The organism is Nonomuraea sp. NPDC003709 (genome assembly GCF_040610775.1).
Taxonomy (GTDB): Bacteria; Actinomycetota; Actinomycetes; order Streptosporangiales; family Streptosporangiaceae; genus Nonomuraea; species Nonomuraea angiospora_A.
This window is the reverse complement of record NZ_JBEXMW010000039.1, coordinates 53,001-78,852: the sequence shown is the minus strand read 5'-3', so window position 1 is coordinate 78,852 and position 25,852 is coordinate 53,001. Positions and strand designations below refer to the sequence as shown.

Below are 25,852 nucleotides of genomic sequence, written 5' to 3'. Positions count from 1 at the left end.
CCCCCCTGCTCCACCTCCGGAGGTCCCCGTGACCGCTCTCCCGACCCCGGCCGCGACCGGCCCGCACGACGCGCCGGCCGCCCCCGCGAGCACCCGCCTCATCGCCCTGTACGCCTTCGGCCAGCTCGGCCTCTGGGCCGCCCTGCTGACCCCGATCACCGTGACCCTCTCGGTCAAGGTCGGCGCCGTCGCCCCCGACACCAAGGCCGCCAGCCTCGGGCTCATCCTGTCCGTGGGCGCGTTCCTGTCCATGGCCATCACCCCCATCTGGGGCAACCTCTCCGACCGCACCACCAGCCGCTTCGGCCGCCGCCGTCCGTGGCTGGCGGGCGGCGCCCTCGCGGGGGCGGCGGGGCTGCTCATCATGGCGCTCGCGCAGAACGTCCCCACCATCCTGCTCGGCTGGTGCGTCACCCAGGCCGGCTACAACGCCGCCCAGGCCGCGCTCAACGCCATCAACCCCGACCACATACCGGAGCGGCAGCGCGGACGGGTCTCCGGCGTCATCGGCCTGATGAGCAATGTCGGCATCCTGGCCGGCACGTTCATCACCACGTCCGTCGCCGGCAGCACGTTCCTCATGTTCCTGCTGCCGGGGGTCTTCGCGTTCGTCGCGCTCGGGCTGCTGATCGCGTTCCTGCCCGACCGTCCCGCCGACCGGGCCGCGCTCGGCCCGTTCCGCCCCCTCGACCTGCTGCGCAGCCTGTGGGTCAACCCCTTCGCCCACCGCGACTTCGGGTGGGCCTTCGCCGGCCGCTTCCTGATCTTCACCGGGAACGCGTTCAAGCTGACGTTCGGCTTCTACGTCATCACCGACCGCCTCGGCTACAGCCCCACCGAGGCCGTGTCGCTGGTCTTCACCGCCACGCTCGTCTTCACCTGCGGCTCGCTGGTCACGGCCACGATCGGCGGCTGGCTGTCCGACCGGCTGGGACGCAGGAAGGTCTTCGTGCTGGTGGCGTCCCTGATCATGGGGGTGGGCCTGCTGACCCTCGGCTTCACCACCACCTACCCCCAGTACCTGGTCGGCTCGCTGATCCTGGGCCTGGGAACCGGGGCGTACATGGCCGTCGACATCGCGCTGGTCGTGCGGGTCCTGCCCAACCCCGACAACGCGGCCAAGGACCTGGCCGTCTTCCAGATCGCCAACTCGCTGCCCCAGTCGCTGGCCCCGCTGATCGCCCCGCTCTTCCTCACCATCGGCGGCGGCACCGACAACTATCCCGCCGCCTTCACGGCCGCCCTGGTGTTCGCCGTGCTCGGCGCCCTGACGGTGATTCCTATCCGAAAGGTCCGCTGACCGCATCGCTGGGTAGGGGGCACCACGTGAAGCACTTCACTCTTGGGCTGGTGGTGCACCCCGACCGGCCGGTGCAGGACTCCGTACGGCTGATCCTCCGGCACGCGCGGCGCGCCGGAGGCGTGGTCATCGCCCGGCGGTGCGACGCCGGGCGAGTGGGGCCGGAGGTCGAGATCGTCACGCCCGAGGACTTCGTCGAGCGGGTGACCAGAGTGATCAGCCTGGGCGGCGACGGCACCATGCTGGGCGCGATGCGCCTGGTGGTCGGCCGCCAGGTGCCGGTGCTCGGCGTCAACCACGGGCACCTGGGCTTCCTCATTGAGGTGACCCCGTCGGAGCTGGAGCCGGCCCTCGACCGCCTGGCCGAGGGCCACTACACCCTCGAACCGCACAGCTGCCTGGAGGCCGACGACCACACCGCGTTCAACGACATCGTGGTCACCGCCGCCGATCCGCTGTCCAGCCTGACCCTCGACCTCGAGGTCAACGGCCTGAGGCACGGTTATTACCGCGCGGACGCGGTGATCGTCTGCACCCCGACCGGCTCGACGGCCTACAACCACGCGGCCGGCGGCCCCATCATCTCCCCGTCCACCGAGGCCGTCGCCCTGACCCCGGTGGCCCCGATGTCCGGCATCAGCCGCTCGGTCATCCTCGGCAAGGACGACCACATCGTGCTGCGCAACCCGTCGGACGACATGACGCTGCTCTTCTCCGTGGACGGCACCCCCGCCAGGCAGCTCCGGCCCGGAGCCGAGCTGTCCGCGCGGCTGCGTACGGACGCGGTGGACGTCGTACGGTTCGACGCCGACACCTACGCCCAGCGCAAGCGGATCAAGCTCAGCCTGCTCGACCTGCCGCTCAGGCCGGACCAGCTCGTCGAGCTGATCCCGCAACCCCTGCGCGAGCAGGCCGAGCGGCTGCGCCAGACGATGACCCGCTAGACCCGGACGCCGGCCTTCCGCCACGCCTTCAGCAGCCGGCGGGCCGAGCCGCCGATGGGGCCGACGGCCTCGTACAGCACCTCCCGCGACACCGGCTCGGCCCCCGCCACGGCGGTCACGGCCTCGTCCGCGGTGGTGATCGTGTGGGAGCAGACGCTCAGCAGGTAGGCGGGGATGTTCAGACCCGGGTCCGTGCAGCCCACCAGCGGGACGCCCACGGCCGCGACCACCGGGAAGACGGTGCCCGGGATGCCGATGGCGGCCTCGGCCCTGGCCGAGGCCTGGACCGACGGCACGGAGCTGATCTCGTACTTCTCCCAGAGCGAGCGGTCCTCGCGGGGGTGCAGTCCCACGAGGATGTGCTTGCCCGCCGCCGCCAGCCGATCGGCCGCCGCCAGCAGCAGCTCGGTGCCGGGGGCCGAGCCGCCCGTGCTGCTGGACTTGGTCACGCTGGTGAGCACCAGGACGGTGCCGGGCTCGGGCGCGTGCCTGGGCAGGTCGTCGGTCTGCGGGGTGCCGACGACCGTGATCGGGCGGCGCGTGCCCAGGTAGTCGTCGAACACCTTGGCCTCGGCCGGCGAGGACGCGGTGATCGCCCTGAGCCGGTCGCGGAACTCCTTCGCGCGGGGCGCCTCGACCGGCAGCTGGTACGCCAGCGAGCTCGCGACCAGCGGCAGGCTCCGGAACCGGGCGGCGCACTCCGCCGGCCAGTCTCCGGCGCCCGTCACGACGAGCAGGTCGGCGTCCGGAACGCGGTCCGGCGTCGCGACCGGCACCGGGTCGCCCGGCTTGATCCCCGTCAGGTCGGGCACCAGCTGCGTGATCTCCCACCCGCGCCGCCGCGCCTCCGGGAGCAGCGGGGCCACGTGGTAGGTGCCCCACGGCTCGTTCGTGGCGATCAGAACCCGGGGTGCCCTCCCGAGCGTGGCCGCCTGGGCGGCGGTGCCGCCCAGGACGGCGAGGCCCGCTCCGGAGAGCGCGCCGGCAAGGAGGGAACGACGGGTGAGCAGGGAAGATCTGTCATCGACTTTCACGTGACCGGAATCTAGGGGGTGCTTCTGAACATCCGCTGACGTCCAGAGGAACGCTCAGCCCTTGTCGGAGCCCTCGTTCGCGCCGCGCACGAAGTACCGCTGGAAGATCACGAACACCACCGCCACCGGAATGGTCGCCATCAGCGCGGCCCCCAGCTTGAGCGGATACTGCGTGCCCTTGCCCAGCGACCCGCTCACCAGGTCGGCCAGCCCTCGCGGCAGCGTGAACAGCTCGGGGTTCTGCACCGCCACCAGCGTGTGCGCGAACTCGTTCCAGGAGCCCTGGAAGGAGATGATGGTGAGCGTGAGCAGCGCGGGCCGGGCCATCGGCAGCACGATCGACCAGTACGTGCGGAAGACGCCCGCCCCGTCCACCTTCGCCGCCTCCTCGACGCTGACCGGCAGCGACTCGAAGAACTGCTTCATGATGAACACCCCGGCCGCGTCCGCGATCACCGGCAGGATCAGCGCGGTGTAGCTGTCGTACATGCCGAACTGGTTCAGCACCAGGAACTTCGGGATGAACAGCACCACGCCCGGCACCGCCAGCATCGCGATGATCGTCGAGAAGATCGCCCGCCGCCCCGGGAAGCGCAGCCGCGCCAGCGCGTACCCGGCCATGGAGTCGAGCAGCACGCGCCCGACCGTGATGACCACGGTCACCAGCAACGAGTTGCCCAGCCACAGCGGCAGGTCGGTGTTGAGGAACACCTTCTCGTAGCCGCCCAGCGTCACCGGGTCGGGGATGGGCGACAGGGGATGCGCCGCCGCGTCCGACTCGGTCTTGAAGGAGGCGGCGATCTGGATGACGAACGGGTAGAGGAAGACGAGCGCGAAGAAGATCAGGATGCAGTAGCCGGCGAACGTGGAGGCCAGCGACCGCGCGTTGTCCTTACGCATGACGCCTCTCTCTCATCACCCAGCGCTGGACCAGGGTCAGCACCACGATGATGGCGAACAGCACGAACGAGATCGCGGTGCCCGAGCCGTACTCGAAACTGCGGAAGGCCGTCTGGTACGACAGGAACGCCGGCGTCAGGGTGGTCTTGGCGGGATTGCCCTGGCTCATCACGTACACCTGGTCGAAGACCTGCCACGTCGAGATCAGCCCCAGCGTGAGCACCAGGAACATGGTCGGCTTGAGCAGCGGCAGCGTCACGCGCCGGAAGACCTGGCGGCGGCCCGCCCCGTCCAGCATGGCGGCCTCCTCCAGCGACACCGGGATGTCCTGCAGCGCCGCCAGGAACATGAGCATGAACGTCCCCGACGTGGTCCAGACGACCAGCGCGATGATGGTCGTCATCGCCACGCTGGGCCCGGACAGCCACTCCCACCACGACAGCCCGAACGGCCCGCCGGAGGTCAGCGCCTCCGGCGGGGCCGCCGGATCGACCAGGCCGACGGACCCGAGCAGCAGGTGCAGCACCCCGCGCGAGTCGGCGAACCACTGGGGCCCGTCGACGCCGAACATCCCCAGCAGGGCGTTGACCGCGCCGGAGTTGGCGAACACGAACAGGAACACCACGCTGATCGCCACCGAGCTGGTCACCGACGGGAAGAAGAACGCGGCGCGGAAGAACGTCCGGCCCTTCAGCAGCCGGCTGTTGACGACCAGGGCCAGGCCGAGCGCCAGCACGGTCTGCAACGGGACCACGATGGCCACGTAGTAGACGTTGTTGCGGACGCTCGTCATGAAGTCCTGCCTGGCCAGCCCATCCTCGGTGAACAGGCGGGTGTAGTTGTCCACGCCGACGAACGGCACGCTGCCCCGGAACGGGCTGCCCTGCCCGTTCCAGTCGGTCAGGCTCACCCACAGCGCCATGAGGATCGGCGCCAGCATGAACAGGCCCAGGATCACCACGACGGGGGCCACGAAGAGCCAGCCCGCCAGGTGCTCACGAGTCTTGCTGATGGTCATGACGTGCCGAGCGCGGCCTGGATGTTCTTCTGCGTCCGCTGGAGCAGCGTCTTGGGCGCGGTGGTGGCCAGCTGCTGCAGCCCGGTGTCGAAGTCGGTAAGGACGCTGTCCATCTTGGGGGCGTTCACGGGGCCCTGGGCGTAGTCGGCGCCGTTGACGAAGGGGCCGTCGTCGGGGAACTCGGCGGTGTAGGCGGTCTTGGCGGACTGGCGCGAGGGCATGACGCCGAACGCCTTGGCGAAGGTCATCTGCTGGTCGGCCTTGGTCATCGCCTCGACGAACGAGATGGCCTGCTCCTTGTGCTTGCTCTTGGCGGAGATGCCCCAGCAGTTCGTGAACGACAGCGTGCCCTTGCCCTTGGGGCCGGCCGGCAGCTCGTGGACCGAGTACTTGACGTCGGGGAAGTCCGCCTTGAGCGCGCCCTTGATCCAGTTGCCCTCGATGGTCATGGCGGCCTTGCCCTTGCCGAACGCCTCGCCGCCCCAGCCCGCGTCGAGCTGGTCGGGGTAGCGGGCCAGCTTGGCCGACACCAGCGAGCGCACGTACTCGAGGGCCGCGAGGTTCTGCGGGCTGTCGGCGGTGGCCTGCTTGCCGTCGGGGCTGGTCAGCCAGCCGCCGGCCTGCACCATGAACGCGCCGACGCGGTCGCGGGTCGGGCCGATCGCCAGCGGGGTGACGTCCTTCGACTTGAGCTTCTCGGCGACCGAGGTGAGCTGCTCCCAGGTGGTCGGCACGTCGGCGTCGGTGAGCCCGGCCTTGGACCACAGGTCCTTGTTGACGATCAGCGCGAGGGTGGAGAAGTCCTTGGGCGCGCAGTAGAGCTTGCCGTCACGGGTGAACGCCGTGCGCAGGGAGGGGTAGAAGTCGTCGGGCTGGCTGATCTTGTCGCCGTACGGCTCCAGGGCGCCGACGCTGGCGTAGTCGGCGAAGCGGGAGGCGTCCACGTAGAACACGTCCGGAGGGCTGTCACCGGCGAAGGCCTGGCCGAGCTGCTGGGCGAGGTCCTGCGCGGGCGTCACCGTCGCGGCCGCGCCCGCCGAGGAGGCCCAGGTCTGGGCGGCCTGCTTGACGGCCGCGGTCTCCGCCTCGCCGGAGGAGCCGATGAGAATCTGCAGGTTGACCTGGCCGCCGCTCTGCTGGGGGGCCTGGCTCGGCTTGTCGTCGAAGCCGCTGCCGCAGGCCGACAGAACGAGCGTGGCGCAGGCGAGGCCGCTGATCGCGGCGGCGCGGCGGTTACGTGACGTCATCGGGGTGGTTCCTGTTCTCGCGTTGTGGGGGGTTAAAGGTCAGGCGGACTTGCGGATGGTCAAAGAGGGGGGCAGCAGCACGTGCGCCGACGGCGGCTCGGCGTCGGGGCTCTCCAGGGCACGGGCGAGCAGGTCGACGCAGGCCGCGGCGGCCTCGCCGAGCGGCTGGTGGACGCTGGTGAGGCCGACGGCCCTGGCGGCGGGCGTGTCGTCGAAGCCGATCACCGCGACGGGGCGGCCGGGCTCGCGGGCCTGCAGCGCGCCGAGGGCGAGGGAGTCGCTCGCGCACACCAGGGCGGTCACGCCGGGGTCGGCGGCGAGCAGGTCGCGGGCCGCGCTCTCCCCGGCCGCGATGCCGTCCTCGACCGCTCGCTGCAACCCGCCCAGATCGTGGCCGGTCAGCGTTCTCGCCCAGCCCTCGCGGCGGTCGTCGCCCACGCCCGAGCCGGGCGGCCAGCCGATGAAGCCGATGCGGCGGTGACCGGCGCCCAGCAGGTGGCGGGTGGCGGCCTCGGTGCCCGCGGCGCCGTCCACGTCCACCCACGGATGGCGCGCGTCGGGCAGGTCGCTCCAGGGCCGGCCGAACGCCACGAACGGCAGCCCGCGCTCCAGCAGCCAGGCCGCGCGCAGGTCGTCGTGGTGGGTGCCGGTCAGCACGAACGCGTCCGGCTTGTACGCGCCGAGCAGGTCCTCGTACGTCGCGATCTCCGCGTGGTCGTCCGCGGCGGTGTAGAGCAGGATCCGGTACCCCTCCTGCGCGGCCGTCTCCGACAGGCTGTGCAGGAAGCGGTCGGCCCACGAGCCGCTGATCCCGTCGCCGTCGGGCTCGATGCCGATGGCGATCAGGCGGGAGCGGCCGGTGCGCATCTGGCGGGCGGCCTGGTTGGCGCGGTAGCCGAGCCGTTCGATCACCTCGAGGACGTGCTTGCGGGTCTCCTCTCGGACCACTTCCGGGCTGTTGAGCGTGTTCGACACCGTCTGGCGCGACACGCCTGCTGCCTTCGCCACATCGGTGATCGTCACCTTTTCCGCCATAAATCGCCTTTCGAGGGGGTTGAACGTTCAAAGTCCGGTGAGGCATGATTTGATCGTTCAAAGTTAGCGGAGTGTTTCGAAATCTGCACCCCCGGCGTCCGTCTGTCAAGACCCGGGGTGATCATTGATCTGACCTCAGGGGGAAACGTAGTGCTTCAGCCGCTGCTGCACGATCTGGTCAGCACCGTCATGGCGCCGGCGAGCGCGCTGAGCGACGCCGACGGCCAGATCCGTCAGGCCGGCGTGCAGGGGCTCTTCTGCGCGGACCGCCGGGTGCTGTCCCAGGCCCGGCTCCTCGTGGACGGGCGCGAGCCGGAGTCCATCGGGTACGCGCCCGGGGCCGCCGGCCAGGCCCGGTTCGTGTCCCTGGCCCGCTGGCTCGGCGACCGCACGATCGACCCCACGGTCCGGATCGAGCGCTCGCGGGAGGTGACGCCGTTCGGCATGGGCGAGCAGGTGGAGATCGTCTCCACCGCGTCGTCGCCGGTCACGGCCACCGTCACGGTCGAGCTGGCCTGCGACTTCGCGGCCGTCGAGGCGGTCAAGTCGGGGCGCTCCGGCACCCCCGTACCGGCGGGCGCGGCCGGGGACGGACGCCTGACCTGGCACGCCGACACCGCCCGCGTCACCGTCACCGGCCACGGCGCCCACGCGACGGCGGGCGACGGGGCCTGCCTGCGGTGGGAGGTGAGCCTGCCGCCCCGCGGCCGGGCCACCCTGCGCTGGGAGCTCGCCGTCGAGGACCCCGCCGCGGTCGTCGTGCCCCCCGCCGCGACCCTCGAATGGATCCCGCCGCACGTCACCGCGGCCGACCGGCGCGTCACCAGGCTGCTGGACCAGTCGCTAGAAGACCTGCGGTCGCTGCGGCTGGCCGAGCCCGGCGAGCCCGGTGACACCTTCCTCGCGGCCGGCGCGCCCTGGTTCCTGACCCTCTTCGGCAGGGACAGCATCTGGGCGGCGCGCATGCTGCTCCCGCTCGGCACCCGGCTGGCCGCGGGCACCCTGCGCGTCCTGGCCCGCCGCCAGGGCCGGCGTCTCGACCCGGACTCCGGCGAGGCCCCGGGCAAGATCATGCACGAGCTGCGCCGGGACGCCTTCGACCTGGACGACAAGGGCGGACGGCTGCCCGCCGCCTACTACGGCACCATCGACGCCACCCCGCTCTGGATCAGCCTGCTGCACGACGCGTGGCGCTGGGGCCTGCCGGACTCCGAGGTGCGGGCGCTGCTGCCGAACCTCCAGGCGGCGCTGGGCTGGCTCGCCGACCACGCCGACCCCGACGGGGACGGGTTCCTCGAGTACATCGACTCCAGCGGGCGCGGCCTGGCCAACCAGGGCTGGAAGGACTCGGGCGACTCGGTGCGCTTCCACGACGGCCGCCAGGCCGAGCCGCCGATCGCGCTGGCGGAGGTGCAGGGCTACGCCCACCAGGCCGCCCTGCACGGGGCCGCCCTCCTGGACGCCTTCGACCTCCCGGGAGCCGGCCGATGGCGAGACTACGCCGGGGCGCTGGCCGAGCGCTTCCGCGCCGCCTTCTGGGTCGACGGACCCCAGGGCCCCTTCCCGGCGCTCGCCCTCGACCGCGACAAGCGCCCCGTGAACTCCCTGACCAGCAACATCGGCCACCTGCTCGGCACCGGCCTGCTCTCGCGCGAGGAGTCGGCCCGGGTCGCCGGCCTGCTGGCCTCGCCCGGCATGGCCGAGGCGTTCGGGCTGCGGACGATGTCGTCGGAGGAGGGCGGGTTCAGCCCGCTGTCGTACCACTGCGGCTCCGTCTGGCCGCACGACACGGCCATCGTCATCGCCGGTCTGGCCAGGGAGGGCTTCGACGAGCAGGCCACCACCCTGGCCGAGGGGCTGCTGGAGGCGGCCGAGTCGTTCGGCTACCGGCTGCCGGAGCTGTTCGCGGGCGACGCCCGGGACCGGGTGGGCCGCCCGGTGGCCTACCCGGCCTCCTGCCGCCCCCAGGCGTGGTCGGCCGCCGCCGCGGTCGTCATCGCCCACGCGGCCACCGGGCTCTACCCCGACGTGCCGGCGGGCCGGGTGGAGCTGCGCCCGCTGTCCGGCGCGCCCCTGGGCGCGCTGACCGCCGGGCTGCGCGTGGCGGACGCCGAGGTCGAGGTACGGGTGGACCGCGACGGCACCGCCACGCTCAAGGGCCTGCCCCCGGGCATCCGCCTGGAGGAGACCGTCACCCCTTCGTCGCTCCGCCCGTGAGGCCCTTGACGAACTGCTTCTGCAGCAGCAGGTAGAAGACCAGGATCGGCAGCGTGGCCAGGAACATCAGCGCGAACATGCCGCCGAAGTCCGCCGCGTACTGGCCGAGCGACTTGTACACGCCCGTCATGATCGTGGTGCCCTCGCGGGGGCCGTAAATGATCAGCGGGTTGAGGAAGTCGTTCCAGATCCACACCCCGAGGAAGATCAGCACGCTCGCGGTGGCCGGCCGCAGGAGGGGGAAGACGACGCGCCAGAACGTCTGCCAGCGCGTCGCCCCGTCGATCGCGGCCGCCTCCTCCAGCTCGCGCGGGATGCCCTTCATGAACCCGGAGAAGACGAACACCCCGAACGGCACGTAGTAGCCGACGTTGAACAGGATGAGCCCCTGGAGCGTGGACATCAGCCCGAGCGACTTCAGCACCTGCGTGACCGGGATGAGGATGACCTGCGGCGGGATCATCAGCCCGCACAGCAGCAGCACCATGACCGCGCGCGACCACCACTGGGTGTGCCGCGCCAGGTAGTGGCCCAGCATGGCCGACAGCAGCGTCAGGATGACGATCGACAGCGACGTGACCACGACGCTGGTGCGCAGCGACGACCAGAAGAGGCTGTCGGGGTCGGTCAGCACGCGGGTGAGGTTGTCCAGGGTGAACGGATCGGGCAACGACATCGTGTCGCGGGAGACCTGCCCGCTCGCCTTGAAGACGTTGATCAGCGCGATGTAGAGGGGGATGAAGAAGACCGCGCCGATGACCAGCGCCACCAGCGGGCGCACCCACGGCAGCCGGGATCCGGTCATAGCTGGACCTCCCTGCGCTGCAGGATCCGCAGCGTGACCACCGACAGGGCGGCGATGACGACGAGCATGACGACCGCCTCGGCGGAGGCGTAACCGGTGCGGTTCTCCACGAACCCCTCCTGGAGGACGACGAACGCCACGCTGGCCGTCGTGCCCGTGCCCGGGCCGCCGTTCGTGATGACCTTCACGTGGTCGAAGATCTTGAACGCCGAGATCAGCAGCACGACGGTGTTGATGGTCAGCGCGGGCGCCAGCAGCGGCCAGGTCACCTTCCAGAAGCGGCGCAGCGGCCCCGCCCCGTCGATCGCGGCCGCCTCGGCCAGCTCCTGCGGCACGCCCTGCAGCCCGGCCAGGTAGACGACCACGCAGAAGCCGAGCATCTGCCAGCAGACGATGGACGCCAGCGAGTACAGCGCGACGTCCGGGTCGGACAGCCAGCCCGGCGGCTCGGCCACGCCGAGGGCCCGCAGTCCCTGGTTGACCGGCCCGTCGTCGGCGAGCACGCGCGTCCAGATCACGCTGATGACCACCGAGCTGATCACCATCGGCGTGAAGAAGACGCTGCGCAGCGCGTTGTAGAGCCAGCCGCGCCGGTCGAGGACGACGGCGACGGCCACGCCGAGCACGTTCGGGACGATGACCACGATCAGCGTCAGGATCGTGGTGACCCGCAGCGAGTTCAGGAACGTCTCGTCCCGCAGGAGCAGCGCGTAGTTGCGCAGGCCCACGAACTGCGTGTTCGGCCTGAGCAGCGCCTGGTTGGTGAGGCTGTAGCCGACGCTCATCGCGATCGGCAGCAGGACCAGGCACGTGTAGACGAGCGTGCCCGGCGCCGCGAACGTCAGGAAGTGCCACAGGCCCGGCCACGCCGGCCGCCTGCTCCCACGGCGGGTGAGCGTGCCGGGCCTGCGATGGGTGGTGCTGACGGCCATCAGCCGCTCTTCTCCCATTCGGTGTCGAGGAAGGCCAGCGCCTGGTCCGTCGTCTTCTTGCCGCTGACCAGGTCCTGCGCGGTCGACCAGAACTTGCCCTGCATGCCGGGCAGCATCGCCGCGTCGCCCGCCTCCCAGCTGAACGCCGGGACGGTCGCGTTCTGCCGGAGCGCCTGCTGCCACAGGTCGTACACGGCCTTGAAGACCGGGCCGGTGGTGGACGGCGGCGTGTAGCCCTTGACGGCGGGGAAGAGCGCGTCGGCCTTGACCGAGGCGTCCAGGTTCTCCTTGGTGAGCTGGAAGGCCAGCGCGAACTTCTTGGCCGCGGCCATGTTCTTGGCCGTGGCGCTGACGGACAGGCCGCCGCCGGTGAACGCCGGGAGATGCAGGCTCCCGTCGTCGCTCGGCCAGGCGAACACGCCGATGTCGTCCTTCATCTCCGACTGGTCGGCCGCGGCGGCGAACCAGCTCCCCATCGGGTACATCGCGCCCTTGCCGCCCAGGAACGCCTCCTGCGTCTTCGGGTAGTCCTGGCCGATCTGCCGCTTGTCGATGTAGCCCTTGGCGGCCAGGTCGGCGAACTTCTGCGTGGCCGCCTTCATGGCCGGGTCGGCGGCGAACGTCACCTGGCCTGCGCGCCGCTTGGCGATCCAGTCGGGGGTCCTGGCGTACAGGTCGGTGGCCAGGATGGCGGTCCACGGCTGGGAGGTGACGAACACCCCGCCGCTCACGAACGGCGTGATCCCGGCGGCCTGGAGCTTGCCGGCGTCGGCGAGCAGCTCGGCGTACGTCTTCGGCGGCGCCTCGATCCCGGCCTTCTTGAACAGCTTCTTGCTGTAGTAGACGTTCGGGATCGTCTGGGTGTTGGCCGGCAGCTGCAGCACCTTGCCGTTGACCGCACCGCAGGTCGGACAGATGAAGTCCTTGAGCTCCTGCTCGGTCCAGGTCGCCAGGTTCGGCTCCAGCGCGATCAGGTCCTGCATGCCGATCTGCACGTCCGGCAGCTGGCCCGAGGCGGCGAGCTGCTTGGCGTAGTCGTTGCGCTCCGACTCCGACGGCGCGGCGACGAGCTCCACGTCGAGGTCGGGGTTGGCCTTCGTCACCAGCGCGACCTGGGCCTTCCAGTACGACTCCGGCAGGTTCGGCGACGGGAAGACGAGGAAGGTGACCTTCTGCTTGCCCCCGGCGGAGGACCCGGCGGAGGACCCGGTGGAGGGTGCGGCGGACGTGCTCGGCGTGCCGCTCGAACAGGCGCTCAGCGCCAACGTGACGGCCAGCGCGAGCGCTCCGGCCGCGGACAGCTTGTTCATGGTGAGCTCAGTCTTCTCCGGTGGTGGGGGATGGGAGGTCGTCGCCGGTCGTCCGCCTGACGACGTTCGACGGCGGGCCGTAGCGGAAGGCGCGCACCCGGTACGACGCGTGCCGCTCCTCGGGCAGGGTCACCAGGCCGAACGCGTTGACGTCCGGCGCCAGCACGGCGGTCACGCGGTAGTCGGGTCGGCCGGCGGGCCGGTCCTCCAGCAGGAAACCCTCCTCGTCGCGGGCCCGGTCGGCCCACCGGAACGCGACTCCGTCGGCCTGCGTCACCGTGGCCGTCAGGCCGGTGGGCGCGGCCCCTTCGCCGCCCACCGGCCGGCTCCCGGGGGACCCTCCCGGGATCACGCGCGGCTCGGCCCAGCCGGGGCCGGGCTTCGGGTACGGGCCGTCGCCGAGCGTGACGTCGACGGGCGCGGAGGCCGCGCCGTAGTAGGGCCGCAGCCGGTAGTGGAACGTGGTGCGCGGCATCAGGTCGGGATGGGTGTACGTGATCTGCTCCGGCGGCAGGAAACCCAGGATCGTGTACGGCCCCTGAGGCTCGGTGGCGAACTCGATCACGTGCCCGGCGGCGCCCGGATCACCGCCCTGCCAGCGCAGCGCGACGTCGGTCGGCGACACGAGCGCGGCCTCCAGCCGGACCGCCGGATCCTGCGGCCGCTCCTGCTGCGGGGCCGCGCACCCGGCGACCACCGTCGCCATCAGCACCAACACCATCCGGGCCCTCATCGCCCCTACTTACGCCAGAAGCGGACGCCGCTCCACTCGACCGTGGCGGGCCCCTGCCCGCTGGCCGTCCGGTACGCCCCGAACTTGTCGTAGAAGCTGCCGCTCTCGCTGGCCACGGTGTGCTTCAGCGACCCGTTGATATAGGTGCGGTGCACGCTGCCGACCACGTGGACGGTGTTGACGCGGACCGTGGTGCCGATCGTCGCGCCCGTGGCGATCGTGTCGCCGCCGTGCACCGCGTACAGCCGTCCGCCGCGCTCGACGGCGAGCATGAAGAACGGGCCCGTGGTCTTGAACGTCTGCTTGAGGCTGATCCGCGAACCGGGCAGGCTGGTGATCTTGAAGTAGCCCTCGAACTGGCGCGTGCCGTCGGAGTAGGTGGCGTAGCGCCGTTCGGCCCGCTGGTCGCCGCTGTCGGTCGAGCAGGTCAGCTTGAACGTCAGATCGCCGACGTCGCCGCAGCCCCGCTCCTGGACGGTGAACGTGGGCGAGTACGAGGTCCACGGCCCCGATTCCACGGGGTCGGCCGCGGCCGGGAGGGCGGGCAGCAGCAGTCCGGCGGTCAGCGCGCTCGTGGTGAGTAATCGCATCGACCCTCCATTAGTAAACTTTCCTATCACGAGTCATAGGATCACTTAGCGCGTTGGCGCGTCAAGACTCTTGACCGAGGGCTGCGGCTGCAGTATTCGTCGGATGTCTGAGGGGGAGCGATCGAGGGACTTTCGGCTGCATCGAGCACGGCCCCGAACACCGCCGCGACGATGAGCGTCAGCCAGATCGGCGGGCTTGCGAGATACGCCGCGGAGGTCTGCTGCGGACTACCGTGACGGTATGGTCGGTTAATCAGTCACCTTGCTCCGGCGCCTGCACGCGGGTCTCGAAGATGTCACGGGTGTGGCTACGGGTCGTGCCGCGAGCGGAGGGTGCCATGGAGCCGTTGACCTTCGACAGCCGGGATATCGGGCAGACCGAGGAGTTCCTCAGCAAGGCTTACGCCAAGATGCGCATCGGGTCCGACGTGGAGCGTCCGCGGACCTCGATCTCGCGTCAGGTCATGGGATCGGTGAGCATCGACCAGCTGCAGCTGGAGTACGCCATGAGCTACGACGTGAACCCGCTCGGCAAAGTGTGCCTGTGCACCGTGGAGTCCGGGTCCATCGTCCAGCAGGTCGCGGGGGGCGAGCAGGACGTGTTCGGGCCGGGGGACGCGGTGTTGTTCGCGCCGCCGGATCGGCCCTACGCGGGTGAGATCCGCCGCTCGCACTACAACATCATCATGTTCGACGCGGAGCTGTTGCAGCAGGTGGCCGACACTCTCCCGGGTCGCCGGCCGCAGCCGGTACGGCTGCTGGGGCACCGGCCCGTCTCCGCCGCCACCGGCCGGCATCTCCAGCGCACCATCGCCTACCTGCGCGACGACGTCCTGGCCGACCCGGACCTGGCCGGCGAGCCCCTCGTGGTCTCCACCGCCGGGCAGCTGCTGGCCGCGAGTGTGCTGGCTGCCCTGCCCAGCAACGCCGGCACCGAGGCCACCGGCATGGACCGGCATGACGCCCATCCCCAGACGCTGCGCCGCGCGATCGCCTTCATCGACGAGCACGCCGACATGCCCGTGGGCATCGCCGAGATCGCCACCGCGGCCCGGGTCAGCGCCCGCGCCCTGCAGTACGCCTTCCACCGGCACCTGAACACCACCCCGCTGGGCCACCTGCGCCAAGTCCGGCTGGCCCGCGCGCACGACGAGCTGAAGACCGGCGATCCCGCTGCCACCACGGTGGCCGCGACCGCGGCCCGCTGGGGCTTCTTCCACCCGGGGCGTTTCGCCCTCTCCTACAAGGCCGTGTACGGGTGCGCGCCCAGCGAAACCCTGAATGCCTCGGCCGAACCGCGTCACCACTGAGCGGCGCCCCGCGGCAGGAAGCCCGGCCTGCGGGCGGATGGGGACGGCCGATTTCGTTTCTCGGACAGCGGTGCGGACAATACTTCGCCTGGTGTGCAGACCAGCCGCGACGGCGAGACAAGAGTGGGAGGGCGAAACCGATCGGCGCCGTGTAGTAGAGAGGGTGATGGGTGAGCCCTGTTCGGAAGAGATTTGCTCAGGTGCAATGTCGTCCCTGAGCCTGAGCTGCCGCGACCTGCCCGGCGGCGTGCTGATCACAGTGACGGGCGAGCTCGACGCCACCAACGCTCACGAGCTGGAGTCCTACGCCGAGTCGCAGCGCCGCCCCGGTTCGGGCATGGTCCTCGATCTGGGTGGGCTGACCTTCCTGGACAGCCGCGGCCTGCACCTCCTGCTCCGGCTGCACGCCGCGGTAGGCGAGCAGGGCGGCCTTCTCCGCGTGGCCGCCGTGCAGGGTAGGCCCGCGCGCATCCTGCAGATCACCGGCGTGTGGTCGCTACTGACCATCTATGCCGACGCTCAGCAGGCCGCCATCGCGATGTGCGGCCACGACGCGGATGGCGCCCAGAAGCCGTCCTGATCCTCGCCCGCTGCCGCCTCGCCGAGGCGCCACTCCATGCTGCTCGTCACGCGGCAGATCACACCCCGGGTGTTTAACGATCAGCCAGCCGGAAAACAACCCCAAAGCCCGCGAACCTTCCCTCCATTCCCGGCCCGCGGCCTCGGAGAGCGATGAATTTCGAGCTGCACTGCCCCATCAGCCCCGATCTGGGCTACATTCGCGACCTGGTGCGCGTCCACGGCGAGCATCACGGGCTGAACGGTGAGCAGCTGGACGGGCTGGTGCTGGCGGTCAACGAGGCCGTCACCAATGTCTTCGACCACGGCGGCCAGGCCGGCCTGATCACCGCGCGCGGCCACGACGACGGCGTCGTCGTGGAGATCCTCGACATCGGCGGCCGGCTGACCCCGGAGCATCTGGCCGCCGCCACGGTGGATGCGACCGGCTCGCGAGGGTTCGGCCTGTGGGTGATCCAGCGCCTGTGCGACGAAGTCACCCTGGAACACAACGGTTCGGGCTCGCTGCTGACCCTGCACTTCCGCGGCCGTCCCGCCGCGGTGATCCCGATCGGGCACCGTGCCGGGCGCGGACACGGCGCCCAGGACAGCCGATCCGCCCGCACGGCCTGAAACGCTCGGTACGCCATTCGGTGATTCGCGGTACCAGCCGCGCCAGAGGCATCCCGTTCGCGGTCTTCGATCCCACCACCGAGTTCCGGGCCTAGTCGAACAGCTGCGTGAGCTTCAGCACCAGCTCGTACACGCCGAACGCGAAGGGCAGCGCGACCCAGGCCCACGCCAGCACCATCAGGGCGGTCCGCCTGGACGTCATGTCGCCTGCCCTTCCATGGCCGGCTCGGCCGGCTTCTCGTGGTACCTGTCGCTCACCGGCCGGATCAGCTCGTTGGCGAGCAGGCCCACCGCCAACAGCCCGATCATGATGTAGAGGGAGGTCGTGTAGAGCTCCGGCCCAGACCGCCCCGCCGCCTTCTGCGCGTCGGCGATGGCGTTGATGATCAGCGGGCCGAGCACGCCCGCCGTGGACCAGGCCGTGAGCAGGCGGCCGTGGATCGCGCCGACCTGGTAGGTGCCGAACAGGTCCTTCAGGTACGCCGGGACCGTCGCGAAGCCGCCGCCGTAGAAGGACAGGATGCCCAGCGCGCACACGATGAACAGCGGCTTGGAGGAGTTGCCCGCCAGCGCGATCACCAGGTAGAGCAGCGCGCCGACCCCCAGGTAGACGCGGTACATGTTCTTGCGGCCGATCACGTCGGAGGTGGAGGACCAGACGAAGCGGCCGGTCATGTTCGCCAGCGACAGCAGCGCGACGAACCCCGCCGCTGCCCCCACCGCGACCGGCGTGGCCGTGCCCGCGAAGAAGTCCCTGATCATGGGCGCGGCCTTCTCCAGGATCCCGATGCCCGCGGTGACGTTGCAGCACAGCACGACCCACAGGCAGTAGAACTGCGGGGTGCGGATCGCGTTGCGGGCCGAGACGTCCGCGTCGGTGATCAGCGGCCTCGACGCGACCACCGGCGGCGTCCACCCGGGTGGCGACCAGCCCTCCGCCGGGACACGCACCAGCAGCACGCCCATCGTCATGAAGACCGCATAGACCACGCCGTGCACGAGGAACGTGGTGGCGATCCCGCCCGTGCTCGTGCCGAACGACTCCAGCATCTGCGCCGACCACGGCGAGGCGATGAGCGCGCCGCCGCCGAACCCCATGATCGCGATCCCGGTCGCCATGCCGGGCCGGTCGGGGAACCACTTGATCAGCGTGGAGACGGGGGAGATGTAGCCGATGCCGAGCCCGATCCCGCCCACGACGCCGTAGCCGAGCACGACCAGCCAGTACTGCCGGGTGGCCACGCCGAGCGCGGACAGCAGGAAGCCGGAGGAGAAGCAGGCCATCGAGACGAACATCGCCCAGCGCGGCCCGTTGCGCTCCACCAGCGTGCCGCCGAAGGCCGCCGACAGGCCGAGCATGACGATGCCCAGCTGGAACGGCAGCGCGCTCTGCGTGCCCGAGAGGTGAAGGGAGGACTCCAGCGGGGGCTTGAACACGCTCCACGCGTACGCCTGCCCGATCGCGAGGTGGACCGAGAGTGCGGCGGGCGGCACCAGCCACCGGCTCCAGCCGGGTGCCGCCACGATCCGGGAACGGTCGAGGAATCTTGCCACCTCACACGCGTACCACATACGGTATGCAGTATCGAAGATCTTTACGATGAGCGGTCAGAAACGAGCGACGAGCGGACAGGGGTGAGCGGCGCCCGGGCCGCTCACCCCGGTCGGCTCAGGCCAGGCTCTGTCCGCCGTCCACGGTGATCACCTGGCCGGTGACGTAGTTGTTGGCCATCACGAAGAGTGCCGACGCGGCGGCCTCCTCGGCGGTGCCGAAGCGGCCGAGCGGGGAGCCCTCCCCGGCCTTGGCGACCGCGTCGTCGCCGTCGAGCCCGGACAGCGTGCGCAGCAGCGGGGTGTCGAAGGTGCCGTAGCGGATGGCGTTCACCCGGAGCCGCTTCGGCGCGAGCTCGACGGCGAGCGCCTTGGTGAAGGTCTCGACGGCGCCGACGGCCGCCAGCGGGCCGGTCATCCCGGGGATCGGGCGGACGACGTACGTGCCCGAGGTGAAGGTGATCGAACCGCCCGCCGGCAGCCGGGTCGCCGCGAGCCGGGCGGCGACGACCGCCCCCCAGAGCCGGGTGTCCAGGGCCGAGCGGAGGTCGTCGTGGGAGAGCTCGGTCACCGGGCCCGCGCCACTCAGGCCGCCTGCCGTCACGAGCACGTGGTCGACGTGCCCGGCCCGCTCGAAGATCTCCGCCAGCGCGTCCTCGTCCGACCCGTCCGCGGAAATGCCGAGCACCGAGTCGGCCGGGCCGTCCGCCGGGGCCGCGTCGCGTACCCGGTCCACGGCGGCGGCCAGCCTGGCCTGGTCGCGGCCGACCAGCACGACCCGGGCGCCCACCCCACCCAGCAGCACGCCGGCGGACAGGCCGATGCCCGAGGTGCCGCCGATGAGGACGACGGTGGAGCCGGCCAGACCGGTGGGGAGCGGCGAGCGGACCGGTACGGGAGCTATGGACATGATGTCTCCTCAGCAATAAACCATCTGGTTGGTTTAGATCGAAGCGGATGTCGCGCAGAAAGTCAACTGGATGGTTTAATTCAGTTCATGAGCTACGACGCGGAGGCCACCCGACAGCGGATCTTCCAGTCCGCCACCGCCGAGTTCGCCGCGCACGGCCTGGCCGGCGCCCGGGTCGAGCGCATCGCCGCCGCCGCCAAGGCCAACAAGCAGGCGATCTACCTGTACTTCGGGGGCAAGGAGAAGCTGTTCGGCGCCGTGGTGCAGGCCAAGGTCGACGAGGTCTGCCACGCGGACACCCTCGATCCCGGTGCGGTGGCCGACTCCGTGGGGCAGCTGTTCGACTGGTACCAGGACCATCCGGACCTGATCAGGCTGCTGCTGTGGGAGGCCCTGGAGAGCGGCCCGGGTCCCGTCCAGGGCGAGGACGAACGCCGCGAGGCCTATCGGGGCAACGTGCGCGACCTCGTGGACGCCGGCGTCGGCGCCGGGCTGGACGGGCCCGAGCGCACCTGCGCCGCCCAGGACTGGATGTTCACCGTGCTCGGGCTGGTCGCCTGGAATTTCGCCGTCCCCCAGCTGTGCCGCCTCGTCCTCGACGAGCAGGACGACAAGGCGGCCCTGGCCCGGCGCCGCGAGAGCGTGGTGTCGGCCGTCCGCACCCTCGCCGAGAGCCGCCCGCCTCTCGGCCGTTGACGAAGGCGAGCGGGCGAGCCCCGTCCGTGCCATAGGAAATTCGTCGACAGCGCAACGCCACAGCCGTCGCAGCCGTATAGGTAGACAGTAAGGGGAGAGTCAGCCGCCGTTCGCCGGGCACAGGGGGACGCCTCATGGCCAAAGCGCGCCGCAAAAGGCGTGCGAAATCCGCTGGAGCCGACGAGGCTCCCGCCTCTCGATCGGAGGAGGCCGGGGCCGGGCGGTGGAAGGCCGCGCGGACGTGGGTGGCGGGCATTCTCAGCGCCGGGCTCATCGCGGCGATCGGCGTCGTGTTCACCGCCTGGTTCAACGCCCGCGGACCCGACACGGTCGACCGGATCAGCGGAGCGCCCCCGATCAAGGTCGGCCACGTGGCCGTCGACCACTCCGCGCAGGACACCGCCCTGAGGATGCCGGTGACCGACCCCGGAGAACGAGCGGCCCTGCTGGGCAACACCTCAGGTTCGGGCCGTGACACGATCATGGCGAGCCATCGCCGGGCCCCGCTCGAACAGGCGAACGTCACCGTCGTCCTCATCGGCAACCGCAGCAGCGTACGCATCGTCGACATCGAGCCGCGGGTCCTCGACCGCAAGCCGGTGTCGGACGGCGCGCTGCTGGTCTACACCCCCGCCGGCGAGGCCGACACCATCGAGCTCTCCGCCGACCTCGACGAGCCGGCTCCCCGCTTCGCCACCGCAGAGGACGCTTCGTATTTCAGGAAGAAGCAGATAGACCTGAAACGGGACGAGCCAGTCACCCTCTCCCTGTCGATCAAGGGCACGGCGGCGTATTACGAGTTCGATCTCCTGGTCACCGTGCTGGCGGAGGACCGGACCGAGCAGGTGACGATCGAGGGGCCGGGGAAGAGCCCGTTCCGGGTGACCGGCATCGCCGACGCCTACAGCGCCTACTACGCCGTCTCCTCGCTCGGCGGCTGGCAGCCGATCTCGCGCGGCCAGGCATGCGCGATCGAGCGTAAGATCCAAAAGATCAAGGGGTGCTGACCGTGTTCGGGCGGCGCGCGGGGGCGATCCTGCTCGTGGTGGTCCTGGCGGCCTGCTCGTCCGCGGACGCACCGCGGCTCTCGCTCGTACCCGTCGAGTGGCGCGTGGCGTGGTCGGCGCCCGCGGACGCCGGCACCGGCGAGCCGCCCTTCGAGACTCCGCGCTACGCCGTGTCCGACCGCGCGGTCGCCATGGCGACCCGCCAGGGCACCGTACGGATCCACGATCCGCGTACAGGAGAGCTCCGGCGCACCGTCCCCGCAGGCCCGGCTCCCGCCGCGCCCGTCACCGGCGTGTGGATCGCGGCGGACACGCTGGTCGTGTCGCGAGGAACGCCCGACGTCGCCGCCCATGCCCTGATCGGCCTGGACCTGGCCACGGGCGCCACGCTGTGGCGGCGCACGATCGCCGTCTCCACTCATCGGCCCCCGGCGATCGGCGCCGTCGTGTACCGGGGCCCGCGGATCATGGTGACCGAGCGCGGCATCGTGGTGTTCGAGCGGCCCGCCGAACCCTTCGACCTCCAGGCCCTCGATCTCCGGACCGGCGCGACCACGGTGCGGGCGACGTACCCGCGAGGCTGCGACCTTCAAGGCGCCGCGACCGCCCGATCGGTGATGCTGCTCAGCTATTGCGCGAGCAGCCAGGTGCGGCTCGCCTCGATGGATCCGCGCACGCTCCGGCCCGGCTGGGCGCGCCTGCTGTCGTCGCTCGCCTCGCCGCCGGACGGAGGCCCGCCGATGACCCTCACGGCCAATGCGGAGGGATATGTCCACGCCTCGGTGGGGGAGGAGGACTTCTTCTACGGTCCGGACGGCCGCCCGGCGTCCACCGCCTCGGAAGCCGCGCGGGTCATGAACCCGACCCGCTGGAGCACACCCCTGTTCGTCGGCTCATACCCCGTGGCGGCCGACAACGGCGCGCTCTTCCTGCACAACGGATGGCCGTTGCCCGCGTACCTGACCTCCCTGGACCCTGCCACCGGACGGCTCGGCGCACTGCCGCTCGACCTGCCCGCGCGGTCGGTGTCCCTCGTCGGGGCGATCCGGGACCTGGCTTTCGTGTACGGTGACGGCCGCCTCAGCGCGTACAAGCTGAGCTACGGGCTTTCCCACGGGTCTGCCCGGTTCGGCGGCGTCCCGGCGAGCGCCTGGCCGGACGCCTGCGCCCTGCTGGCCGGCCGTGACCTGTCCGTCCTCGCGGACGGCTACCGCGCGGTGCCCGGACAGGACGATCCGGCGCTGCCGAAACCGGCGACATGCGACTGGATACCGCCCACGGACGACGGCGCCGTCGTCTCGCTCTCCGTGGAATGGGTGTCCCCGTCGAGCGCGGCCGCGCGGAAGCTGTTCACCGCCGAGGCGGACGCCGTCAAGGGGGCCGATGCCGTCGACCTCACCACCCAGCGCCCGGACTTCCTCTCCTACACCGTGGCCAGGACGAACGGACTCCACGGCGCGACGATCGTCACCGCGGGCCCCGTCATCGTCCGGCTGAGCTCCACCTCACGGCAGGCCGTGCGGCTCCTCTCCCCGTTGCTGCGGGACAATCTGCTCGCCCGCTACCGGCCGGGCGCCCGCGCTCCCGGCCCCGTCCGCGAGCGCGGCTGGATCCATCCGACCGACGGGGCCGTCCACGCCGAGCCGGTGGTGGCCGGCGGTGTCGTCTACGCCACGAGCGGCGACGGCACGGTCTCCGCGCTGGACGCCGCCACCGGCGGGCTGCGGTGGAGCTTCCGGACCGGCGGCCCCGTTCAGTTCGATCACGTGGTGATGGACGGCACCGTCTTCGTCGCGAACACGTCCGGCAGGCTGACGGCGCTGGACGCCGCCACCGGCCGCCCGAGGTGGAGCCGCAGGCTCAACGTGGCCGGCGACCTGGTGGGCGCGGCGGGCCGCCTCTACGCCTGGACCAGGAGCCCCGCCTGGTCCGCGAACGCCGATGTCGTGGCGCTCGACGCCGCCTCCGGCAGGCGGGCGTGGGCCTTCCGGCCGGAGGGCGACGTCCTCAACCCCGACCCCGTGCTGGCCGGCGACGTCGTCCACGTCGGCGGGGACCACGGCATGGTGTACGCGCTGGCCGCCGCCTCCGGAGCCCGGAAATGGCGTTTCCGGGCCGGCGGAGCACGAGACCACACCTATCTGGCGCGAGCCGGCGGGGTCGTCTACGCCGCGAGCACCGACGGCGAGGTGCACGCCTTGGAAGCCGCCTCCGGGAAGGCCCGGTGGAGCTCGGAGATCGCCGGTTCCGTCGACTTCCGCCCGGTGGCGGCCGGCGGGGCCGTGTACCTCGGCGGCAGGGACGGCACGACGTACGCGCTGGACGCCGCCTCCGGCACGCGGCTGTGGCGCTTCCGGACCGAAGGCGACAAACCCGGCTACCGATGGGATGCCGCCGTGGCCTCCGGACTCGTGTACGCCACAGGCGCCGACAGCATGCTGCACGCGCTCGACGCCGCCACCGGCGCGTCGCGATGGTCGTTCCCGCTGGGCAAGGGCCGCCCGGCGGGCCCGGTCGCGGCAGGCGGGACCATTCACATCGGGGACGGCGCGGGAACGTTGCACGCGCTCGACCCCGCCACCGGCACGGTGCGCCGGAGCTTCCCGACCGGCGGCCCCATCGAGACCAGACCGGTCGTGGCAGGCGGCTTCGTGTACGTCGGCGGCTCGAACGGCGATATCTCGAAACTTTCGGAATAGCGGCTCTATGGAGACAGGGGTGCACTAAACGGCGCCCCATCTCCGAAAGTTTCGACAGTCGTGCTGATATATTCCCAGTTCACAATCCCGGCAAAAGATTGATCGTTGAAATATTTCTGTCTTATATTGACATGTTTCATAGGGATTCCCAGACTGATCGCCAACACTCCACCCGGAAGGGAGAGCCCTGGTGATCACCAGCTTGGCCCGCTCCAAGATCCGTACGAGGGTCGTCGCGCTGACGGCGGCAGCGGCGCTGTCGGTCGCCGGAGCGGTGACGGTAGCGCCCCCCGAGGCCGTCGCGGCGGCCGGAGTCGAGGACGAGGGCGCCGACTGCACGGTGACCGGCCTGCCCGACGCGGGCTCCCTGCCCACCAACTCCAAGCTTCCCGACCCCTTCAAGAAGCTGGACGGTACGCGCATCTCCGCCAGGTCCGACTGGCGGTGCCGACGGCAGGAGATCAAGAAGCTGGCGGAGAAATTCGTCTACGGCGAGAAGCCGGGAAAACCGGCCGGCGTCACCGGAACGGTTTCGAGGACCGGTATCACCGTGAACGTGAACCACAACGGCAAGAGCTCGAGTTTCTCGGCGAGCGTCGATCTGCCGAGTGGTTCCGGACCTTTCCCGGCCGTCGTGGTCGTGGGCGGATTCGGCGCGGACACGGCCGCCATCAAAGCGGCCGGCGCCGCCGTCATCAATTACGACCCGTACGCGGTCGGGAAAGAGGGCACGCCACGCAGTAACAAACAAGGCGCGTTCTACAGCATCTACGGCTCCTCCAGCAGCACGGGGCTGCTGCTCGCCTGGGCCTGGGGCGTGAGCCGGATCATCGACGTCATCGAACAGTCGGGCGGCGGCATTCTCAAAGCGGATGCGACCGGCGTCACGGGATGCTCGCGCTTCGGAAAGGGCGCTTTCGTGATCGGCGCGTTCGACCAGCGCATCGCCTTGACCATGCCGATCGAGTCGGGCAGCGCCGGCGTTCCCATCTTCCGCGGAATTCCCGGGGAGGGCGCCCAGAGCCTGAGCAGCGCGTACGGAGAGCAGCCGTGGCTGGGTGACGCGTTCGGCTCCTTCACGAGCAGCCCGGCCAGGCTGCCGGTGGACACGCATGAAATGGTGGCCATGGTCGCGCCGCGCGGACTGTTCATCATGGACAATCCGCACATCACCAATCTCGGACCCAAGTCCGCCAGCGTGGCGGCGTTGGGCGGGGCGGAGGTCTACAAGGCGCTCGGCGCGGGAGACAACATCACGTACTGGTCCGACATCCAGGACGGCAACCACTGCGCCAACAGGGCGGAATGGCGGACCCCGCTCCAGCAGAACATCCAGAAGTTCCTGCTGAAGACGGGCAATGCCCCCGGCGCGATCAGGATCTCGTCCAAGGCGCTCGGCAATCTGGCCGAGTGGAGAGACTGGCAGACTCCCACGCTCGGCGATTCCGGCGACACCACCCCGCCGAGCACGCCGGGCACCCCGGCCGCGTCCAACGTGACCGCCACCGGCGCCACGCTGACCTGGGCCGCGTCCACCGACCAGGGCGGCTCCGGCCTGGCCGGCTACAACGTCTACCGCGAGCAGGGCACCACCGACCCGCAACTCGGCCAGTCCGCCACCAACTCGATCACCCTCACCGGGCTGACCGCGAACACCCAGTACCAGGTGTACGTGCGGGCACGGGACGGTGCGGGCAACCTGTCCGGCGACTCGCCACCGGTCACGTTCACGACGACGACCGGCGGTGGCGACACCTCGCCGCCGACGGCCCCGGCCGGCCTGGCGGCCTCGGCGACCACGTCCACGGGCACGACCTTGGGCTGGACGGCCTCGACGGACGACACCGGCGTCGCCGGCTACGACATCCTGCGCGCGCCCGGCGCGAGCGGCGGCACGTTCACCCAGGTCGGCACCTCGGCCACGACCTCGTTCAGCGACACGGGCCTGACCCCGAGCACCACCTACCGCTACCAGGTCAGGGCGCGCGACGCCGCGGGCAACACCTCGCCGCTCTCGAACACCGCGCAGGTCACCACCCAGCCCGGCAGCTCCACCGGAACGTGCACGGCCGTCCCCACCGTCCAGACCCAGTGGGCCACCGGGTACGTCATCCAGCCCCTGACCATCACCAACACCGGCACCTCGACGATCAACGGATGGACGGTCACCTTCACGCTGCCGGCCGGGCACACGCTGACCGGCTCGTGGAACGGCACCGCCACCGTCAGCGGGCAGACCGTGACCATCAAGAACGTCGGCCACAACGGCACCCTCGCCCCCGGAGCCGCCACCACCAGCGTCGGCTTCCAGGCGACCCGCCCCAACGGCAACACCGACCTCCCCTCCGGCTACACCTGCGCCTGACCGCCCCGGCTCTCCCGGCCCGCCGATCCCGGGCCGGGCGCGAGGCGGAGGCCGGGTT

At 70.9% G+C, this 25,852-nt stretch carries 22 protein-coding genes; 10 read left to right on the top strand and 12 right to left on the bottom strand.

Annotated features, from left to right (window positions below; all coding sequences use genetic code 11):
• The first annotated feature begins 28 nt into the window (after nt 1-28).
• Both ABZX61_RS59795 and ABZX61_RS59790 read left to right on the top strand, forming a co-directional pair.
• Nucleotides 29-1,300, top strand: a complete 1,272-nt coding sequence (locus ABZX61_RS59795) for an MFS transporter (protein WP_355210635.1) — start codon at nt 29-31, stop codon at nt 1,298-1,300.
• 26 nt (nt 1,301-1,326) lie between these two features.
• The gene (locus ABZX61_RS59790) at nt 1,327-2,244 is read left to right on the top strand and encodes an NAD(+)/NADH kinase (RefSeq protein ID WP_355210632.1); all 918 of its coding nucleotides are present in this window, start codon (nt 1,327-1,329) and stop codon (nt 2,242-2,244) included.
• On the opposite strand, the gene ABZX61_RS59785 is transcribed toward ABZX61_RS59790, so the two are convergent.
• The 5 genes from ABZX61_RS59785 to ABZX61_RS59765 are packed head-to-tail and all read right to left on the bottom strand — an operon-like array spanning nt 2,241 to nt 7,466.
• On the bottom strand, nt 2,241-3,278 hold the full coding sequence (locus tag ABZX61_RS59785) for a hypothetical protein (RefSeq protein ID WP_355210629.1): 1,038 nt from the start codon (nt 3,276-3,278) through the stop codon (nt 2,241-2,243). The genes ABZX61_RS59790 and ABZX61_RS59785 overlap by 4 nt on opposite strands.
• Before the next feature lie 54 nt (nt 3,279-3,332).
• Nucleotides 3,333-4,178 (bottom strand): carbohydrate ABC transporter permease, encoded by an 846-nt coding sequence (locus tag ABZX61_RS59780; protein ID WP_350742833.1) that lies wholly within the window; start codon nt 4,176-4,178, stop codon nt 3,333-3,335.
• Nucleotides 4,171-5,196 carry a sugar ABC transporter permease gene (locus tag ABZX61_RS59775; protein ID WP_355210626.1) on the bottom strand — a complete coding sequence of 342 codons (1,026 nt, stop codon included), beginning with the start codon at nt 5,194-5,196 and terminating at the stop codon, nt 4,171-4,173. The genes ABZX61_RS59780 and ABZX61_RS59775 overlap by 8 nt, the downstream gene beginning before the upstream one ends.
• On the bottom strand, nt 5,193-6,443 hold the full coding sequence (locus ABZX61_RS59770; RefSeq protein WP_355210623.1) for an extracellular solute-binding protein: 1,251 nt from the start codon (nt 6,441-6,443) through the stop codon (nt 5,193-5,195). The genes ABZX61_RS59775 and ABZX61_RS59770 overlap by 4 nt, the downstream gene beginning before the upstream one ends.
• 39 nt (nt 6,444-6,482) lie before the next feature.
• Nucleotides 6,483-7,466 (bottom strand): LacI family DNA-binding transcriptional regulator, encoded by a 984-nt coding sequence (locus ABZX61_RS59765; RefSeq protein ID WP_355210620.1) that lies wholly within the window; start codon nt 7,464-7,466, stop codon nt 6,483-6,485.
• 162 nt (nt 7,467-7,628) lie between these two features.
• Between ABZX61_RS59765 and ABZX61_RS59760 the strand changes: the two genes are divergently transcribed.
• The gene (locus tag ABZX61_RS59760; protein WP_355210617.1) at nt 7,629-9,695 is read left to right on the top strand and encodes a glycogen debranching N-terminal domain-containing protein; all 2,067 of its coding nucleotides are present in this window, start codon (nt 7,629-7,631) and stop codon (nt 9,693-9,695) included.
• Here ABZX61_RS59760 and ABZX61_RS59755 read toward each other — a convergent pair.
• The 5 genes from ABZX61_RS59755 to ABZX61_RS59735 are packed head-to-tail and all read right to left on the bottom strand — an operon-like array spanning nt 9,670 to nt 14,065.
• Nucleotides 9,670-10,500 (bottom strand): carbohydrate ABC transporter permease, encoded by an 831-nt coding sequence (locus ABZX61_RS59755; RefSeq protein WP_350742823.1) that lies wholly within the window; start codon nt 10,498-10,500, stop codon nt 9,670-9,672. The genes ABZX61_RS59760 and ABZX61_RS59755 overlap by 26 nt on opposite strands.
• Nucleotides 10,497-11,432: a sugar ABC transporter permease gene (locus ABZX61_RS59750; RefSeq protein WP_355210614.1), complete on the bottom strand. Its 936-nt coding sequence runs from the start codon at nt 11,430-11,432 to the stop codon at nt 10,497-10,499. The genes ABZX61_RS59755 and ABZX61_RS59750 overlap by 4 nt, the downstream gene beginning before the upstream one ends.
• Nucleotides 11,432-12,742 carry an extracellular solute-binding protein gene (locus ABZX61_RS59745; protein ID WP_355210611.1) on the bottom strand — a complete coding sequence of 437 codons (1,311 nt, stop codon included), beginning with the start codon at nt 12,740-12,742 and terminating at the stop codon, nt 11,432-11,434. The genes ABZX61_RS59750 and ABZX61_RS59745 overlap by 1 nt, the downstream gene beginning before the upstream one ends.
• 7 nt (nt 12,743-12,749) lie before the next feature.
• The gene (locus tag ABZX61_RS59740) at nt 12,750-13,463 is read right to left on the bottom strand and encodes a fibronectin type III domain-containing protein (RefSeq protein ID WP_355210608.1); all 714 of its coding nucleotides are present in this window, start codon (nt 13,461-13,463) and stop codon (nt 12,750-12,752) included.
• Between the two features lie 17 nt (nt 13,464-13,480).
• Entirely contained in the window at nt 13,481-14,065 is a 585-nt protein-coding gene (locus ABZX61_RS59735; protein WP_350742817.1) for a hypothetical protein, read from the bottom strand.
• Between the two features lie 338 nt (nt 14,066-14,403).
• Here ABZX61_RS59735 and ABZX61_RS59730 point away from each other — a divergent pair, with 338 nt between their 5' ends.
• From ABZX61_RS59730 to ABZX61_RS59720, 3 genes are all read left to right on the top strand, one after another.
• The gene (locus tag ABZX61_RS59730) at nt 14,404-15,375 is read left to right on the top strand and encodes a helix-turn-helix transcriptional regulator (protein ID WP_355210605.1); all 972 of its coding nucleotides are present in this window, start codon (nt 14,404-14,406) and stop codon (nt 15,373-15,375) included.
• 205 nt (nt 15,376-15,580) lie between these two features.
• Nucleotides 15,581-15,955, top strand: coding sequence for an STAS domain-containing protein (locus ABZX61_RS59725; protein WP_355210601.1), 375 nt, complete (start codon nt 15,581-15,583; stop codon nt 15,953-15,955).
• A 152-nt stretch (nt 15,956-16,107) separates the two neighbouring features.
• Entirely contained in the window at nt 16,108-16,566 is a 459-nt protein-coding gene (locus ABZX61_RS59720; protein WP_355210598.1) for an ATP-binding protein, read from the top strand.
• Between the two features lie 198 nt (nt 16,567-16,764).
• On the opposite strand, the gene ABZX61_RS59715 is transcribed toward ABZX61_RS59720, so the two are convergent.
• Together ABZX61_RS59715 and ABZX61_RS59710 are read right to left on the bottom strand one after the other, a co-directional pair.
• A complete protein-coding gene (locus ABZX61_RS59715; protein ID WP_355210595.1) occupies nt 16,765-18,120 on the bottom strand; it encodes an OFA family MFS transporter in 1,356 nt (451 codons plus the stop codon).
• A 115-nt stretch (nt 18,121-18,235) separates the two neighbouring features.
• Nucleotides 18,236-19,027: an SDR family oxidoreductase gene (locus ABZX61_RS59710; protein ID WP_350742780.1), complete on the bottom strand. Its 792-nt coding sequence runs from the start codon at nt 19,025-19,027 to the stop codon at nt 18,236-18,238.
• An 87-nt stretch (nt 19,028-19,114) separates the two neighbouring features.
• On the opposite strand from ABZX61_RS59710, the gene ABZX61_RS59705 reads away from it, so the two are divergent.
• From ABZX61_RS59705 to ABZX61_RS59690, 4 genes are all read left to right on the top strand, one after another.
• Nucleotides 19,115-19,723: a TetR family transcriptional regulator gene (locus tag ABZX61_RS59705; protein ID WP_355210592.1), complete on the top strand. Its 609-nt coding sequence runs from the start codon at nt 19,115-19,117 to the stop codon at nt 19,721-19,723.
• A gap of 134 nt (nt 19,724-19,857) precedes the next feature.
• A complete protein-coding gene (locus tag ABZX61_RS59700) occupies nt 19,858-20,730 on the top strand; it encodes a hypothetical protein (RefSeq protein WP_355210589.1) in 873 nt (290 codons plus the stop codon).
• Nucleotides 20,724-23,429 carry a PQQ-binding-like beta-propeller repeat protein gene (locus ABZX61_RS59695; protein ID WP_355210586.1) on the top strand — a complete coding sequence of 902 codons (2,706 nt, stop codon included), beginning with the start codon at nt 20,724-20,726 and terminating at the stop codon, nt 23,427-23,429. The genes ABZX61_RS59700 and ABZX61_RS59695 overlap by 7 nt, the downstream gene beginning before the upstream one ends.
• A gap of 190 nt (nt 23,430-23,619) precedes the next feature.
• Nucleotides 23,620-25,794, top strand: a complete 2,175-nt coding sequence (locus tag ABZX61_RS59690; RefSeq protein ID WP_355210583.1) for a fibronectin type III domain-containing protein — start codon at nt 23,620-23,622, stop codon at nt 25,792-25,794.
• Nucleotides 25,795-25,852: the final 58 nt, after the last annotated feature.

Bases quoted from the DNA above. Each gene is read 5' to 3' on its own strand.
- ABZX61_RS59780 (WP_350742833.1), bottom strand. From the start codon at position 4,178: ATGCGTAAGGACAACGCGCGGTCGCTGGCCTCCACGTTCGCCGGCTAC.
- ABZX61_RS59775 (WP_355210626.1), bottom strand. From the start codon at position 5,196: ATGACCATCAGCAAGACTCGTGAGCACCTGGCGGGCTGGCTCTTCGTG.
- ABZX61_RS59770 (WP_355210623.1), bottom strand. From the start codon at position 6,443: ATGACGTCACGTAACCGCCGCGCCGCCGCGATCAGCGGCCTCGCCTGC.
- ABZX61_RS59755 (WP_350742823.1), bottom strand. From the start codon at position 10,500: ATGACCGGATCCCGGCTGCCGTGGGTGCGCCCGCTGGTGGCGCTGGTC.
- ABZX61_RS59750 (WP_355210614.1), bottom strand. From the start codon at position 11,432: ATGGCCGTCAGCACCACCCATCGCAGGCCCGGCACGCTCACCCGCCGT.
- ABZX61_RS59745 (WP_355210611.1), bottom strand. From the start codon at position 12,742: ATGAACAAGCTGTCCGCGGCCGGAGCGCTCGCGCTGGCCGTCACGTTG.
- ABZX61_RS59740 (WP_355210608.1), bottom strand. From the start codon at position 13,463: ATGGTGTTGGTGCTGATGGCGACGGTGGTCGCCGGGTGCGCGGCCCCG.
- ABZX61_RS59735 (WP_350742817.1), bottom strand. From the start codon at position 14,065: ATGCGATTACTCACCACGAGCGCGCTGACCGCCGGACTGCTGCTGCCC.
- ABZX61_RS59730 (WP_355210605.1), top strand. From the start codon at position 14,404: ATGGAGCCGTTGACCTTCGACAGCCGGGATATCGGGCAGACCGAGGAG.
- ABZX61_RS59725 (WP_355210601.1), top strand. From the start codon at position 15,581: ATGTCGTCCCTGAGCCTGAGCTGCCGCGACCTGCCCGGCGGCGTGCTG.
- ABZX61_RS59720 (WP_355210598.1), top strand. From the start codon at position 16,108: ATGAATTTCGAGCTGCACTGCCCCATCAGCCCCGATCTGGGCTACATT.
- ABZX61_RS59710 (WP_350742780.1), bottom strand. From the start codon at position 19,027: ATGTCCATAGCTCCCGTACCGGTCCGCTCGCCGCTCCCCACCGGTCTG.
- ABZX61_RS59705 (WP_355210592.1), top strand. From the start codon at position 19,115: ATGAGCTACGACGCGGAGGCCACCCGACAGCGGATCTTCCAGTCCGCC.
- ABZX61_RS59700 (WP_355210589.1), top strand. From the start codon at position 19,858: ATGGCCAAAGCGCGCCGCAAAAGGCGTGCGAAATCCGCTGGAGCCGAC.